12 protein-coding genes are annotated in these 14,429 nt (G+C 65.2%); 4 read left to right on the top strand and 8 right to left on the bottom strand.

What is annotated here, in order from left to right; translation table 11 throughout:
- The first annotated feature begins 166 nt into the window (after positions 1 to 166).
- A complete protein-coding gene (locus tag J5J83_RS22960; protein WP_249115689.1) occupies positions 167 to 1,255 on the top strand; it encodes a pseudouridine synthase in 1,089 nt (362 codons plus the stop codon).
- Between the two features lie 360 nt (positions 1,256 to 1,615).
- Entirely contained in the window at positions 1,616 to 2,578 is a 963-nt protein-coding gene (locus J5J83_RS10960; protein ID WP_212349033.1) for a TerC family protein, read from the top strand.
- Between the two features lie 42 nt (positions 2,579 to 2,620).
- Here J5J83_RS10960 and J5J83_RS10955 read toward each other — a convergent pair whose 3' ends face one another.
- From J5J83_RS10955 to J5J83_RS10925, 7 genes are all read right to left on the bottom strand, one after another.
- Positions 2,621 to 2,836 (bottom strand): hypothetical protein, encoded by a 216-nt coding sequence (locus tag J5J83_RS10955; RefSeq protein WP_212349031.1) that lies wholly within the window; start codon positions 2,834 to 2,836, stop codon positions 2,621 to 2,623.
- Positions 2,837 to 2,888: 52 nt separating this feature from the next.
- Positions 2,889 to 3,176: a hypothetical protein gene (locus tag J5J83_RS10950; protein ID WP_212349029.1), complete on the bottom strand. Its 288-nt coding sequence runs from the start codon at positions 3,174 to 3,176 to the stop codon at positions 2,889 to 2,891.
- A gap of 7 nt (positions 3,177 to 3,183) precedes the next feature.
- A complete protein-coding gene (locus J5J83_RS10945; RefSeq protein WP_212349027.1) occupies positions 3,184 to 4,383 on the bottom strand; it encodes an ABC transporter permease in 1,200 nt (399 codons plus the stop codon).
- Positions 4,384 to 4,388: 5 nt separating this feature from the next.
- Positions 4,389 to 5,597: an ABC transporter permease gene (locus tag J5J83_RS10940; RefSeq protein ID WP_212349025.1), complete on the bottom strand. Its 1,209-nt coding sequence runs from the start codon at positions 5,595 to 5,597 to the stop codon at positions 4,389 to 4,391.
- Positions 5,594 to 6,307, bottom strand: coding sequence for an ABC transporter ATP-binding protein (locus J5J83_RS10935; RefSeq protein ID WP_212349023.1), 714 nt, complete (start codon positions 6,305 to 6,307; stop codon positions 5,594 to 5,596). The genes J5J83_RS10940 and J5J83_RS10935 overlap by 4 nt, the downstream gene beginning before the upstream one ends.
- A gap of 19 nt (positions 6,308 to 6,326) precedes the next feature.
- Positions 6,327 to 7,475, bottom strand: coding sequence for an efflux RND transporter periplasmic adaptor subunit (locus J5J83_RS10930; RefSeq protein ID WP_212349021.1), 1,149 nt, complete (start codon positions 7,473 to 7,475; stop codon positions 6,327 to 6,329).
- A 92-nt stretch (positions 7,476 to 7,567) separates the two neighbouring features.
- Positions 7,568 to 9,307, bottom strand: a complete 1,740-nt coding sequence (locus J5J83_RS10925) for a glutamine--tRNA ligase/YqeY domain fusion protein (RefSeq protein ID WP_212349019.1) — start codon at positions 9,305 to 9,307, stop codon at positions 7,568 to 7,570.
- 159 nt (positions 9,308 to 9,466) lie between these two features.
- Between J5J83_RS10925 and J5J83_RS10920 the strand changes: the two genes are divergently transcribed.
- Positions 9,467 to 10,594: a mechanosensitive ion channel family protein gene (locus J5J83_RS10920; protein WP_212349017.1), complete on the top strand. Its 1,128-nt coding sequence runs from the start codon at positions 9,467 to 9,469 to the stop codon at positions 10,592 to 10,594.
- Between the two features lie 31 nt (positions 10,595 to 10,625).
- Positions 10,626 to 11,009, top strand: coding sequence for a fluoride efflux transporter CrcB (crcB, locus tag J5J83_RS10915; RefSeq protein WP_212349015.1), 384 nt, complete (start codon positions 10,626 to 10,628; stop codon positions 11,007 to 11,009).
- Positions 11,010 to 11,048: 39 nt separating this feature from the next.
- Here the strand turns inward: crcB and J5J83_RS10910 are convergent, their stop codons facing one another.
- Positions 11,049 to 14,321 (bottom strand): DEAD/DEAH box helicase, encoded by a 3,273-nt coding sequence (locus J5J83_RS10910; protein WP_212349013.1) that lies wholly within the window; start codon positions 14,319 to 14,321, stop codon positions 11,049 to 11,051.
- Positions 14,322 to 14,429: the final 108 nt, after the last annotated feature.

Genomic DNA, 14,429 nt, shown 5'->3' with positions numbered 1-14,429 from the left:
GGCCGCGTGCCGGGTTTTGCGTTTGGCGCAGCAAAAGCCGCCCTCAGCCGTCTGCGGAGTGGAACGAGGTTGCAAGGCCTGCATTGTTGTGCGCGCCTTGCACCGCGCTTCGGCGCATAATTGAACCTGTTTATCTGAAAACGTCGTCCGACGCCCGAGGTCTGTCTTGAACTCTGTTCGCAAGAATCCGCCGCAGCCGGCACCATCCCGCATTTCCGGCACGCTCAAGGCAAAACGCCAGCCCGTAGAGGTGACACCGCCCGAGGCGGAAGAAGTGAGGCGCAAATCGGAGCGGGATGGCGGGCACAAAGAGCGGCGCAGCCGCGATGCGCGCACTGACGACGGGCGTGCGCGGGAAGCGAAGTCGTCCCGGCCTGCCGGCAAGCCCGCCGCCCGAGAGTCCGGTCGATCGGACGAAAGTGGCGCTTCACGCCGTAACGGCGACCGCGTCGGGCGCGGGCAGGCAACGCGGGAGTCGCGTCCGCATCCGTCCGGTCCGCCACTGACCCCACGCACGTCGACGGCTGAAGGTTTGCGTCTGTCCAAGGTCATGGCCGATCGCGGAATCTGTTCGCGGCGTGAGGCCGACGAGTTGATCGAACGCGGCTGGGTCTTCGTCGACGGCAAGCGTGTATCGGCCTTGGGTACGCGCATCGATCCCGACGCACGAATTGCCCTTGCGCCCGAAGCAAAGCAGGAGCAGGCACAGCGCGTCACCATCCTGCTGCACAAACCGGTGGGCTACGTCTCCGGTCAGCCCGAGCCGGGATACCAGCCGGCGATGGCGCTGATCGGCAGCGACACCCAATATGACCGTGATACGGCCCAGCGTTTTCATCCCTCGCTGTTCAAGGGTCTGGCGCCCGCGGGGCGACTCGACATCGATTCGACCGGCCTGCTGGTGTTCACTCAGGATGGGCGCATTGCGAGGCAGTTGATCGGCGAGAATTCGACGGTCGAGAAGGAATACATCGTGCGGGTCGAAGGCAAGCTGGCCGAGAACGGGCTTGCCCTGCTCAACCACGGGCTGTGGCTGGACGATCGTCCGCTGCGCGAGGCCAAGGTCGAGTGGATCAACGAAGATCAATTGCGCTTCGTGCTGCGCGAGGGGCGCAAGCGTCAGATCCGGCGCATGTGCGAGCTGGTTGGGCTGAGCGTCGTCGGTCTCAAGCGGGTGAGAATCGGCAAGGTTGCACTGCGCGATCTGCCCCTCGGGCAATGGCGCTATCTGGCCGACGACGAATCGTTTGCCTGAGCATGGCGCACGGCGTATGGCCGCGGTCAGTCGGGTGAGATGATTATCCGGCGGAGAGCCGATGTGACCGGGAATTCAAGGCTTGTTCCGCCCGGCGTCCATTCCACACGCTAGCGGCCCCGACTTGACTTTGCGGTGGCGCAATATAGACTCAGATCAATCAAGGGGAGTAGCTTTTCAAGGCCGCAGCATCGTCATCACGGCAGGTTCGTCTCGCGACGGCTGCCCGGTGCTTCGGGCGACAGGATGCTGTCGCAAGCAAGACCTTGCCCGAGGGCAAGGTCCGTGCAGAAGTCGTGTGCAAACAGGGTCTGTGTCCTTCGGGAACAGGCCCTTTTTCTCTTCTGTGCGGAGTCCCGGGTGGAATCAATCGGAACTTGGTGGATGTGGATTGTATTTGCCGTCATCGTGCTGGCGATGCTGGCGGCAGATCTTCTTCTGTTCAAGGGCGGACAGCAGCACCGCGTGTCGTTCAGGGAGGCAGCCGCCTGGTCGGTAGCCTGGGTCTCAGTGGCACTGCTGTTCGCGGCGGGATTGTGGTGGTATCTCGATCTCAGCTTCGGCAGGGTGATTGCCAACGACAGGACAGTGGCGTTCCTGACCGGCTATCTGGTCGAGAAGTCGCTGGCGGTGGACAATGTCTTCGTCTGGATGATGATCTTCGGCTATTTCGCCGTGCCCCTCGAATTGCAGCGGCGTGTGCTGCTGTATGGCATCGTCGGCGCAGTCGTCCTGCGCACGGCGATGATTTTTGCGGGCAGTTGGCTGGTCACCGAGTTCCACTGGCTGCTCTACGTGTTCGGGGCTTTCCTGGTGGTCACCGGGATCAAGATGGTGTGGTTTGCCGGGCACGATCCGGATCTGGCAACGAATCCCTTCATCCGGTGGATACGCAATCACTACCCGATTACCGAGGGTCTCGAGGGCGAGCGCTTTTTCGTGATGCGCAACGGTGTTCGCATGGCAACGCCGTTGATGCTTGCGCTGGTACTGGTCGAGATTTCGGATGTGATCTTTGCCGTCGACAGCATCCCGGCAGTCTTTGCGATCACTACCGACCCGTTCATCGTGCTGACCTCGAACCTGTTCGCGATTCTGGGGTTGCGGGCGATGTACTTCCTGCTGGCCGACCTGGGCGACCGCTTTTCTCTGCTCAAGTACGGTCTTGCGGCGATCCTGGTGTTCATCGGAACCAAGATGCTGATCGTCGAGTGGGTACGGATTCCGGTGATGGTGTCGCTCGGCGTCGTGGCGGTGTTGCTGGCGCTGTCGGTGAGCGTCAGCCTGCTGCATTCGGCGCGTCAGCGGGCGCGCGCCCGCTGATCCGCGCGCGCTGGTGGTAGATTGCGGTGTGCGCGATTCAACTTAGCGGGTCCGGGATCTTCGCTTTGCCGGTGCTCGAGCCATGGCTGCCGCGTGCTCGGCCGATACGCCGCTGACCGGGGTGAAGCAGCCATCCAGCGGGCATGCCCTGCCCGGTGGGCACGCGTGCTCACGCGCACATTCCGTCTGCGTTTCGTCGAGGAGCACCATTTCCTTGACGGCTTCGCAGCGGCCGATGGGGGAGTCGAATATGCTCATGATTGTCTCCTGCAATTGGTATCGGAATCACTCTCGCATCCGCATGTCAATGTCAGTCTAGGCGTTGCGGTGGCGAAATGATCGGCAACTTGGCGTCGGGTTGACCTGGCTCAAATGCAGCAGGAGGGGATGGCTGGTCGGTGCGTGCCGGATGCCTGCAGTTCAGGTCGACGTAGGCGCGAGGCAGTTGCCGCCAGCCTGCGCCGGGCGAGGCCTGAGCGCAGACCTGGCGGCCGTCTATCCGACTCTCCCATCGGTACCAGGGCGCCGGTGCGCCGATGGCCAGATTCGCTGTGGCCAACAGCAGCAGGATCGGGAGTGGATGCCTCATCGTGTTCATGTTCGTTTCAGTCTGCGCGCAATGCCTGAACCGGGTCCAGCCCGGCGGCGCGCCGTGCCGGCAGTACGCCAGCCGCCAACCCGATCCCCACCGCGCTCGCTTCGGCAACGACGACGAAGTGCCATGGCGTGGTGACCGGCAGTGCCGGTACGAAGAGTCCGATCAGCTGCGCCATGCCGGCGCCCAGCGCCAGTCCGAGCAACCCGCCGATCGCCGCCAGTGCCACGGCCTCGCCCAGGAACAGGCCGAGGATGGTTCCACGGCGCGCGCCCAGCGCCACCAGCAGACCGATCTCGTTGGTGCGTTCTGCGACGGCGATGGTCATGATGGTGACGATGCCGACGCCGCCTACCAACAGTGAGATGCCGCCCAGCGCGCCGACCGCGGCGGTCAGGATGTCGAGAATGTTGGACAGGCTGGCAAGCATGTCTTCCTGTGTGGTGAGGGTGAAGTCTTCACGTCCGTGGCGGCTGAGCAGGATCTTGCGGATGCCGGCGGCAACCCGTGAGGCGGCCATCCCTTCATCGTAGGTGACGTTGATCTCCATCAGCCCGTCGCGGTTGTAGAGGGCGAGTGCGCGCGCGGTGGGTATATAGGCGGTGTCGTCCAGATCGATGCCGAGAAACTGTCCCTTGCTCTCCATGACGCCGATGACACGAAAACGTTCGTTGCCGATCTGCACGCGTTCGCCCAGGGGACTCTCGGCGCCGAAAAGCTCCTGCTTCAGCGTGGAGCCGAGCACGATGAAGGCGCGCGCGCTGGCGGCATCGTCTGGCGGCAGAAACTGGCCGCTCTTGACCCGCATGGAAAACACGCGCTGCATGTCGGCGCCCACGCCCATGATGAAGGTGCGTCGCACTCGGCCGTTGGCGCGAACTTCCGAGTTGCCCGATACATTGGGCGTTACGCCGCTGACGAAGGGGGCCCGCAGCAGTGCGGCGGCGTCGTCCAGGGTGATGTCGCGAGTGGTCGATGGCAGGCCGGGGGGACCGCCGCGGGTGCCGCGACGACCGGGGGTGATCTGGATGAGGTTGGTGCCGAACTGGGTGAACTCCTTGAGTACGAACTGATGCAGGCCCTCGCCGATAGAGGTCAACAGGATCACCGCGGCAATGCCGACACCAATGCCGAGCAGGGTCAGAAAGCTGCGCATGCGATGGGCGATCAGGGCGCGTAACGCAAGCTGGAGAAAGTCTCGCCACAGCATGGGGTCTATCGCTTTGCCAGCGCCTGTACCGGATCGAGCCGCGATGCGCGTCGCGCCGGCAGCACGCCGAACAACAGGCCGGTGCCCAGTGCAGTGCCCAGGCCGGCGGCGACCGCCCAGTTCGGTGGCCACGCCGGCAACACCGGGTAGGCCAGACGAATGCCCCAGGCGCCGAGGTGGCCGAGACCATAGCCGACCAGAGCGCCGGCGATGGATAGCAGCGCAGCCTCACTGAGAAAGGCGAGGCGGATGTCGCGGCCGGTGGCGCCAAGGGCCTTGAGCAGTCCGATTTCGCCCGTACGCTGGGTCACGGCCACCAGCATCACGTTCATTACCAGGATGCCGGCCACCGCCAGGCTGATCGCGGCGATCCCGGCTACGCCAAGGGTCAGGGCGCCGAGGATGCGGTCGAAGGTGCCCAGCACCGCGTCCTGGGTGATGAGGGTGACATCGAGTTCGCCCTCGCGACGGGCACGCAGGATGTCTTCGAGCTGCTTCTGCGCTGGCGCGAGGGCATCGCGATGGCGGGCCTCGACCATGATGCGGAACAGCGTGTTGGTGTTGAACATGGCCTGGGCGGTGGCGACTGGCACGATCACCAGTTCGTCGGTGCTCATGCCCAGACCCTGACCGGCGGGCGCCAGCACGCCGATGATGCGCAGGCGATTGTCGCCGACACGGATCATGCGGCCCACGGCGGCCGTCGCCCCGAACAGCTCGCGTCGGATCTTGTCGCCGATGACGGCCACTGCACTTGCGCGGCCGAGTTCCTCCCGTGGCAGGAACTGGCCCTGCGCCATGTGATATTGGCGGATGTCGATGTAGTCGGCGTTGGTGCCGAGCACCATGACGTCGCGCAGCTTGCCGCCAACGGAGATCTCGGAGTTGCCCACCGACAGTGGCGCGATGCGACTGACCAGCGGCGCACGCAGCAGGGCCGTCGCATCGCTGACCGTGAGATCGCGCGGCGTGCTGGTCACGAAACTGCCCGCATTGACACCACCGGTTTCGTTACGGCCGGGCAAGACGATGATGAGATTGGCGCCGAGCGAGGCAAATTCGCCGACCACGTAGCGCCGGGCGCCATCGCCGAGTGCGGTCAGCACGACCACCGCAGCCACCCCGATCGCCATTGCAAGCACCATCAGCGAGGTGCGCAGGGGGTAGCCGAGCGCGGCGCGGGCGGCAAAGCGCAGGGTGTCGGCGGAAGTCATGTCGGCGCGGCGGTCGGCGATGTGGCGGCGCCGGCGCGCAGGTCCTGGCGCAGGGCGCCATCTTCCATCATCAGGCGACGGCGCGCGCGCCCCCCCATCGCGGGGTCGTGCGTGACCACGATCAGTGTCGTTCCGTCGGCGTTGAGCGCCTCGAGCAGCGCGGTGACCTCTTCCCCGGTATGGCGATCGAGATTGCCGGTGGGCTCGTCGGCCAGCAGGACCGCGGGTTGCATGATGGTGGCGCGGGCGATGGCCACGCGCTGGCGCTGCCCGCCGGAGAGCTCTTCCGGGCGGTGGTCGGCGCGCGCCTGCAGGCCGAAATCCTTCAGTGCCCGCGCCACGCGCGGGGTGCGCTCGTGCGCGGGCACGCCCGCCAGCATCAGCGGCAGGGCCACGTTCTCCGCGGCGGTCAGGCGGGGGACGAGATGAAAGCTCTGGAATACGAAGCCGATGCGGGCGCGCCGCACGGTGGCCTGCTCGTCCGCCGACAGCGTGGTTACATCGCGCCCCTCGAGCAGATAGTGCCCGGCGTCGGGGCGGTCGAGCAGGCCGAGCAGGTTGAGCAGGGTGGACTTGCCCGAGCCCGAAGGCCCCATCACCGCAACGTATTCGCCGGCCTCGATGCGCAGCGAAACTTTGTCCAGCGCATGGACCTCACTGTCGCCCAGCGTGAAGGTGCGCTCGATGCCGGACAGTTCGATCTGTGCCATGGCCGCTGCCGTCCAGCGCTCAGCGCGCACTGCCGTCCGCAATCGCAAGCGCGCCGGCCTTGACGCCCTCGCGTTCGAGCGAGGTCACGACGCGCTCGCCACTGCTCAGGCCCTCGAGCACTTCGGTCTGCTCCCAGTTGGCGAGGCCGGTCTTCAGTTCGCGTTCGATGAGGACGCCGTCTTCACCCAGGATCAGCACCCGTCTGCCCTCGCGCAGTGCCGCAGTGGGGACGCGCAGCGTGTCGTCGCGGGTGGCGAGGATGATCTCGACGTCGGCGCTATAGCCCACCAGCAGGCCGTGTGCCTGTGCCGGCTCGTCGAAGTCGACATCGACCTCGACCGTCCGGGCCTGTTTTTCGACTGCGGTGATGTAGGGCGCGATGCGTTTCACGTGGCCGGCGAAGATGGTGCCCGGCAGTGCCTCGAAACTGATGCGCACGGTCTGACCGGGCCGTATCTTGGGCGCGTCGACCTCGTCCATGGGGGCTTTCACATAGAGGCAGGAATCATCGATCAGATCGATCGCGGGGGGGGTCGGCACGCCGGGCGGCGAGGGCGTCGCGTACTCGCCGAGTTCGCCGGTGATCTTGGCGACAGTGCCGTCGAAGGGGGCAACCAGTATCGTGCGCTGGCGATCGGTATTGGTCGCGGCGATCTGCGCCCGTGCGGTGGCCATGTCGGCGCGCGCGGTTTCGCAGGCGGCGCGGCGCGCCCGGGCTTCGGTACGGGCCTTGTCCTCTGCGCTGGCAGAGACGAAACCGCGTTTGACCAGCATGGCCTGGCGTTCGGCCTCGCGCTCGGCGTTGTCGGCAACGGCACAGGATTCCTGCTGCCTGCGCCCCGCGCTTGCCAGCTGGGCGCGGTTGATGTCGAGGCGGGCGTCGAGGTCCTGGTTCCACAACCTCATCATCACCTGTCCGGCCTTGACGCGGTCGCCCTCCTTGACCAGCAGGTCCTCGATACGGCCGCCGACGATGGTGGACATCTTCGTGCGCTGGCAGGCTTCGAGTTCGCCGGCACGGGTGTTCGCGATGCTCGCTTCGACCCGGCCGCGGCCGACTTCGTGAACCTGCACGGGAATCGGCTTCGGTCTTGAAAACCACCACGCGGTCGCACCGAGCATGATCAAGACGATGACAATGTAGAACACGCCGCGGGTGATCTTCATGGCTGGAAATCCGTCAGTGCGTCGAATGGGCAGCTGTGTCGTTCTGCGCCGCAGGTTGGCGCCCGCTTGCGGGCGCCGCCTTCACCGTTGTCTCAGCGCCCCTTCTGCCCCGCCTTGGCCCACGAGTCCTTGAGCGTCACGGTGCGGTTGAACACGGGGCTGCCGTCCTGTGAGTCGACACGGTCGGCCACGAAGTAGCCGTGGCGTTCGAACTGGAAGTGCTCTTCGGCACGGGCCGCCCGCAGCGCAGGTTCGAGCCAGGCGGTGAGGACCTGCTTCGATTCCGGATTGATGTCGTCAAGGAAATTGCGCTCCATGCCCTCGGCATCGCCTTCGCGGCGCTGACCCGGATGCGGATGCGCGAACAGGCGGTCGTAGAGGCGGATCTCGGTCGCGTAGCCGCGCTCGGCCGATACCCAGTGCAGGTTACCCTTGACCTTGTAGTTGTCGGCGCCGGGAGTGCCCGACTTCGAATCGGGCATGTATTCGGCCAGCACCTTGGTGACACGGCCTTCGGCGTCCTTTTCGAAACCGGTGCATTTCACCACGTAGCCGTAGCGCAGGCGCACGGTATTGCCCGGGTAGAGACGATGGAAACCTTTGGAAGGCTCTTCCATGAAATCCTCGCGCTCGATCCACAGTTCCCGCCCGAACGGCATTTCGCGCTTACCCAGTTCGGGTTTGAGGGGGTGGTTCGGGGCATGGCACAACTCGCTGTCGCCGACAGGATAATTGGTCAGCTCGAGCTTGAGCGGGTCGAGCACTGCCACCCGGCGCGGTGCGCTGTCGTTGAGGTGTTCGCGCATGCATTCCTCGAGCACACTCATGTCGATCCAGGCGTCTCCCTTGGAGACCCCGATGCGCTCGGCGAACAGGCGGAAGCCTTCGGGCGTGAAGCCGCGGCGGCGTGCGCCGACAAGGGTCGGCAGGCGCGGGTCGTCCCAGCCGTCGACATGACCTTCGTCGACGAGCTGGATCAGCTTGCGCTTGGAAAGCACGACATAGGTCAGGTTGAGGCGGGCAAATTCGATCTGCTGCGGCAGCGGGCGGGGGAAATGCCCGGCCGTGGCCAGCGCATCGAGCAGCCAGTCGTAGAACGGGCGCTGGTCGGCGAATTCGAGCGTGCAGATCGAATGGGTCACGCTTTCGATGGCGTCTTCGATCGGATGGGCGAAGGTGTACATCGGATAGATGCACCAATTGTCGCCGGTGCGGTGATGCGTGGCCTTGCGGATGCGGTAGATCGCCGGATCGCGCAGATTGATGTTGGGGCTGGCCATGTCGATCTTCGCCCGCAGGATATGGCTGCCCTCTTCGAACTCGCCCGCGCGCATGCGGGCGAAGAGATCGAGGTTCTCCGCCACGCTGCGGTTGCGCCAGGGGCTGTCGATGCCGGGTGCGGTCAGTGTGCCGCGATTGGCACGCATTTCGTCTGCCGACTGCGAATCGACGTAGGCCTTGCCGGCCTTGATCAGCGACACCGCGCACGCATACATGACGTCGAAATAGTCGGAGGCGAAGTACAGGTGCTTTCCCCAGCCGAAACCGAGCCACTGCACGGCCTCGATGATCGAGTCGACGTACTCCTGCTCCTCTTTCTCCGGGTTGGTGTCGTCGAAACGCAGATGGCATGCGCCACCATAGGTTTCGGCGAGGCCGAAGTTCAGGCAGATCGACTTGGCGTGACCATAGTGCAGGTAGCCGTTGGGCTCGGGCGGAAAGCGGGTTTCCACGCGGCCGGCCCATTTGCCGCTGCGATTGTCCTCGTCAATGATGTTGCGGATGAAATTGCTTGCAGGGGCCGCTGTGGCCTTGGTGTCATTCGGGTTCATCGAGTGGGGCGGATCCGGGGTTGCGGTGCGGGCTGCACCGGGTTGATCTGGCGTCTGGGCGAAATTGTAGCCGATGCACCGCGCTTGGCGGCTGATCGTGTCCGGGCAGGCCGCAGGGCTTCGGTACAATGGCGGGTGTTTTCCTGTCGTGTGTGACTCATGAACCCCGAATTTCTGGACGGCTGGCTGGCCCGCTTGACTGGTGGCGATGCCTTGCTGGCACTTGTGTTGCAGGTCTTCATCGTCGTACTGGCGGTGGTGGTGGCGAATTTCTTTCTGCGCCGTGTGCTGGCGCGACTCGACGAGCGCACCCGCCTGACGGCGACCCCCTGGGACAATGCGCTGGTGTCCGCGGCGCGCAAGCCGATGGCGCTGATGGCCTGGATCATCGGGCTTGCCTTCGCCGCGCGCATGGTCCAGAGCCATGCCGATGCCGCGTTGTTCGAAGCCGTGGGTCCGATCCGCACGGTGGGCGTGATTGCCTGCCTGACCTGGTTCCTGGTGTGCTTCATCTCCAACGTGCAGGATGGGGTGATCAAGCAGCGCATGGCACGGGGCGAGTCCATCGACCGCACCACCGTCGACGCCATTGGCAAGCTGTTACGTGTGTCGGTACTGATCACCGCCGTGCTCGTGGGCTTGCAAAGCCTCGGCTTCTCGATCTCCGGCGTGCTCGCCTTTGGCGGCATCGGCGGCATTGCCGTGGGCTTTGCGGCCAAGGACATGCTGGCGAACTTCTTCGGCGGACTGATGGTGTATCTGGATCGCCCCTTCGTCGTCGGCGAATGGATCCGCTCGTCCGACAAGGAGATCGAGGGGACGGTGGAGGAGATCGGCTGGCGTCTGACGCGCATCCGCACTTTCGACAAGCGCCCGTTATACGTGCCCAACGCCATCTTCACCCAGATTACGGTCGAAAACCCGTCGCGCATGAGCAACCGCCGCATCTATGAAACGGTAGGCTTGCGCTATGCGGACATCGACAAGGTGGCGGACGTGGTAGCCGACATCAAGCGCATGCTGCGTGAGCATCCGGAGATCGACCAGGCGCAGACCATGATCGTCAATTTCACCCAGTTTGCGGCATCGTCGCTGGACATCATGGTGTACACCTTCACGGTGACGACGGGGTGGGTGGCCTTCCACGAGGTCAAGCAGGATGTCATGTTGAAGATTGCCGATATCGTCGCCCGTCATGGTGCCGAAATTGCATTCCCCACCCGTACCGTGCACCTGGAGAGTGCTATCGATACCGTGGCGGTGGCGCAGGCTCCCGCCGCCGGCTGATAGACTGCGGTAAAGATTCTGGAATCGGGTCATGAATATTTCTGCTTTTGCCGCCGTCGGCCTGGGCGCCGCATGCGGGGCGTGGCTGCGCTGGGGTCTGGGTGTGCTGCTCAACCCCGTATTTGTCCTGGTGCCGCTCGGTACGCTGGTGGCAAATCTCGCCGGCGGTTTCCTGATGGGGCTGGCACTTGCACTGGTGCATTCGCAGCCGTCCCTGTCACCAGCCGTCAAGCTCATGCTGACGACCGGTCTGCTCGGCGGGCTGACCACGTTCTCGACCTTCTCGGCAGAGGCTTTTCATCTTGCCCAGCGCGGCGCATGGATGTGGTTCGGCGCGCACCTCGTGGTGCATGTGGCGGGGTCGGTCCTGATGACGTGGGCCGGGTACAGCCTGTTCAACGCTTTCCGTGCCTGAGGACTGACGGCCACCCTTCGGTCGCGCCCGGCGGAGGTGCTATTTTCTGACCGCGGGAAGTGGTGCGAGCAGTGCCGCGATGTCCGCTTCGCCGAACTTCGCCAGTGCGTTGCCGTCTTCCGACAGCACACCCGCTGCGAGTGCGGCTTTCTTGTCCTGCAGGTTGAGGATGCGCTCTTCGATGCTGCCGGCGCAGATGAGTTTGAACACGAACACCGGCTTGTCCTGGCCGATGCGATGGGCGCGGTCGGTGGCCTGGTTCTCCGCCGCCGGATTCCACCACGGGTCGTAATGGATCACGGTGTCGGCCGCCGTCAGGTTGAGGCCGACGCCACCGGCCTTGAGGCTGATCAGGAACACCGGCGCACGGCCTTTCTGAAAATCCTCCACCGGGATGCGGCGGTCGCGGGTGTCGCCGGTGAGGCTGACCCAGCCGATCTGGGCTGCGTCCAGCTCCGCGGCAATCAGCGACAGCATCTGGGTGAACTGGGAGAACACCAGTATGCGGCGGCCTTCATCGATCAGTTCGGGCAGCATGTCCATCAGCATGTCGAGCTTGGCGCGCTCGGCGACACGTGCCGCGGCGGGAGACTTGAGCAGGCGCGGGTCGCAGCACACCTGGCGCAGTTTGAGCAGCGCATCGAGAATGACGATCTGGCTGCGGGCGAATCCCCTGCTGGCGATCTCGCCGCGGATCTTCTCGTTCATCGCTGCGCGCACGGTTTCGTACAGGTCGCGCTGGCCGCCCTCGAGCGCGACGCTGCGCACGATGATGGTCTTGGGGGGCAGTTCGGTCGCTACGTCCTCCTTGCGCCGGCGCAGGATGAAGGGCTTGAGGCGGGCGGCAAGGAGGTCGCGGCGCACGGTGTCGCCGTGCTTTTCGATCGGCGTGCGCCAGACGCGTGTGAACTGCTTGAGGTCGCCAAGAAAGCCAGGGAGGAGAAAGTCGAATTGCGCCCACAATTCGCCGAGGTGGTTTTCCAGCGGGGTGCCCGTCAGGCCCAGGCGATGCCGGGCGCGAATCTGTCGAATCACCTGCGCCCCCTTGCTGGCGGCGTTCTTCACTGTCTGCGCCTCGTCCAGAATGAGCAGGCTCCATTCTCGCGCCTGCAGCGCTTCGGCATCGCGCCACAGCAAAGGATAGGTGGTGAGCGCCACATCGACACCGTCTAGCTCGTCGAAGCGGGCGTGGCGGTCGGCGCCGTGCAGGTTCAGTACCTTCAGCCGCGGCGCGAAACGCTTGGCTTCGGCCTGCCAGTTGAATACCAGCGAGGTCGGCAGGATGACCAGCGCCGGCTGATCGAGGCGTCCGGCCTGCTTTTCGGTCAGCAGGTGGGCGAGCGCCTGGGCGGTCTTGCCCAGGCCCATGTCGTCGGCAAGGATGCCGGCGAGATTGTGTCGTACCAGATGCTGCAGCCAGGCCAGGCCTTCGAGCTGGTAGGGGCGCAGCTCGGCCTTGAAACCGCGCGGCGTGCGCACGCTCTTGATGCCTTCGGCGTTGCGGATGCGTGCGGCGAGTGCAGCGAGGGTCTCCGCACCGCGTCCCGGGAGTTCGAGGTCGGCCAGCCTAGCGGCGTCGAAGGCGGGCAGACGCATGGGGTCGCCAGGGCTGTCGAACAGGTCGACCAGCGCGCGCACCAGTGGTTTGAGGCGACGGGCCGGGATGCGCAGCCGCCCCAGCTCTTCGTGATGGAGAAAGATCGATTCGTCGTCGCCGATCTGCTCCAGGCCCCCCGACAGCCAGCGTCCGTCTTGAGCAAACAGGGTCGATAGCAGCGGCGCGAGTGCCACCGGACGGCCGTCGACTTCGATGCCGGGTGAGATGTCGAGCCAACCGTTCTCGTCCTCGTCGACGTCGAGCACGATGTCGTCGATGTCCGTCGCGTGGTGACGGAAGTCCGCAGGCATGTCCACTTCCCAGCCTTCGGCCCGCAGCAGCGGCAGCTCGCGCGCGGTGAAGTGCGCCCAGTCCTCTTCCTCGGACAGGCCCAGCATGTTGGGTGGCAGCAGGTCGTAACCGGTCTGGACCTTGCCTGGCGGCACGGTGTTCAATCCGCAGCGTGTCAGGCGGCGCGCGGCGGCGGCTTCGAATTCGGCGTCGCGTTCGAGGCGTGCGGTGCGTCCGTCGGGCAGCGCATGGAACAGGGCCGTGTCATGGGCGTCGATGGTGAGCGCGCCGTAGCGGAAGGCCAGCGTTGCGTAGTCGAAGATGTCCACGCCATAGCGCGGATAATTGCGGAAGCTGACGCCGAATACATCCGCCGAGCCAATGCGCAGCACGGCAATGGCAGGGCCGCCGATGCGCACCGTGGGGGCGTCGCTGCTGGCGGGGCCGGGCAGCGCCGGCGCCAGCTCACGCAGTGTTTCGGCGACGAGTTCGGATTCGGCCGGTGTGAGCGGTGGCAACGCAAGCAGACGGACGACCTGTTCGGGCGGCGCTTGCAGCGTGATGGGCCCGGCCTGGTTCGATTTGCGCTCCACATACCATGGCGGCACCAGCGGCATGACCAGTTCGGCCGGTGGTTCGACGCGCAGCGCCGGCGCACGGCGACCGTCGCTGGTGGTGATCCATTCGAGCTGTCCGGGCCGTTCGGCGGCGGCAGTGAGCACGGGACTCATCAGGTCGTCGAAGTGCACTCGACCGCTGTCCAGCAGGGCCTCGAGCAAGGCTTGTTCGTTGCGTCCCGCCAGCGGCAGCGCAGTGTCGTCATGCATGCCGCGAGGACGATGGGCCCAGAGCAGGCGCAGGATGTCGAGGTCGGTGTCGTCGATGAAGGAAGGCGGCGCGTCGAGCGCACGCTCGAAGTTGCTCCAGCTCTCCGCGCTGCGAATCTGTCCCTGACGGTCGAGCCTGACCTTGAAACAGCTTACGACGTATCGACGGGTTTCGGGCTGCAAGCGGATCAGGTAGCGCAAACCGTGGGTCGTGGAGGTATTGCGGGCAGCCACGGCGGCAGACTGACCTGACGCGGCCCGGAATGCGTCCACCCAGGCGAGCACCTGTTCGCGCGGGCGGTTCGGGTCGCGACGTCGGTTGAGCCACGCAATCAGGGTTGCGGCCACATGCTTGCAGCTGCCGCCCACCGGACAGCTGCAGGACGACAGCAGTGTGCGCCCGGCGAGCGGGTGCGGATTGATCCGGATCGCAACCCTGTATGGCAGGCGCACCGTTCCCTGCACCTGCGCTGTCAGCAGTTCGCCCTCGAGTTGCAAATCGCTCGTGGCGCGCACGTAGGCACGCCCCTTTTCCAGCTCGCGCTGGCCGAGCCAGGTCGCGATATCCGCTTCGGAATAGGTGTCGAACACGGTCATGCGGCGGTTTGCAGCGAGTGGGGCAGTGATGGCAGCACGGCAGTCGGGCGGTCGAGGACACGAGGGCGAAAGGCGGAAGTTTACCTTTAAATGACGCCCAGCCGTGCG

Origin of the sequence: Azoarcus sp. L1K30, from assembly GCF_018122735.1 — a bacterium.
GTDB lineage: Bacteria > Pseudomonadota > Gammaproteobacteria > Burkholderiales > Rhodocyclaceae > Parazoarcus.
The sequence above is the reverse complement of the archived record's forward strand: the minus strand, read 5'-3'. Positions and strand labels throughout refer to the sequence as shown.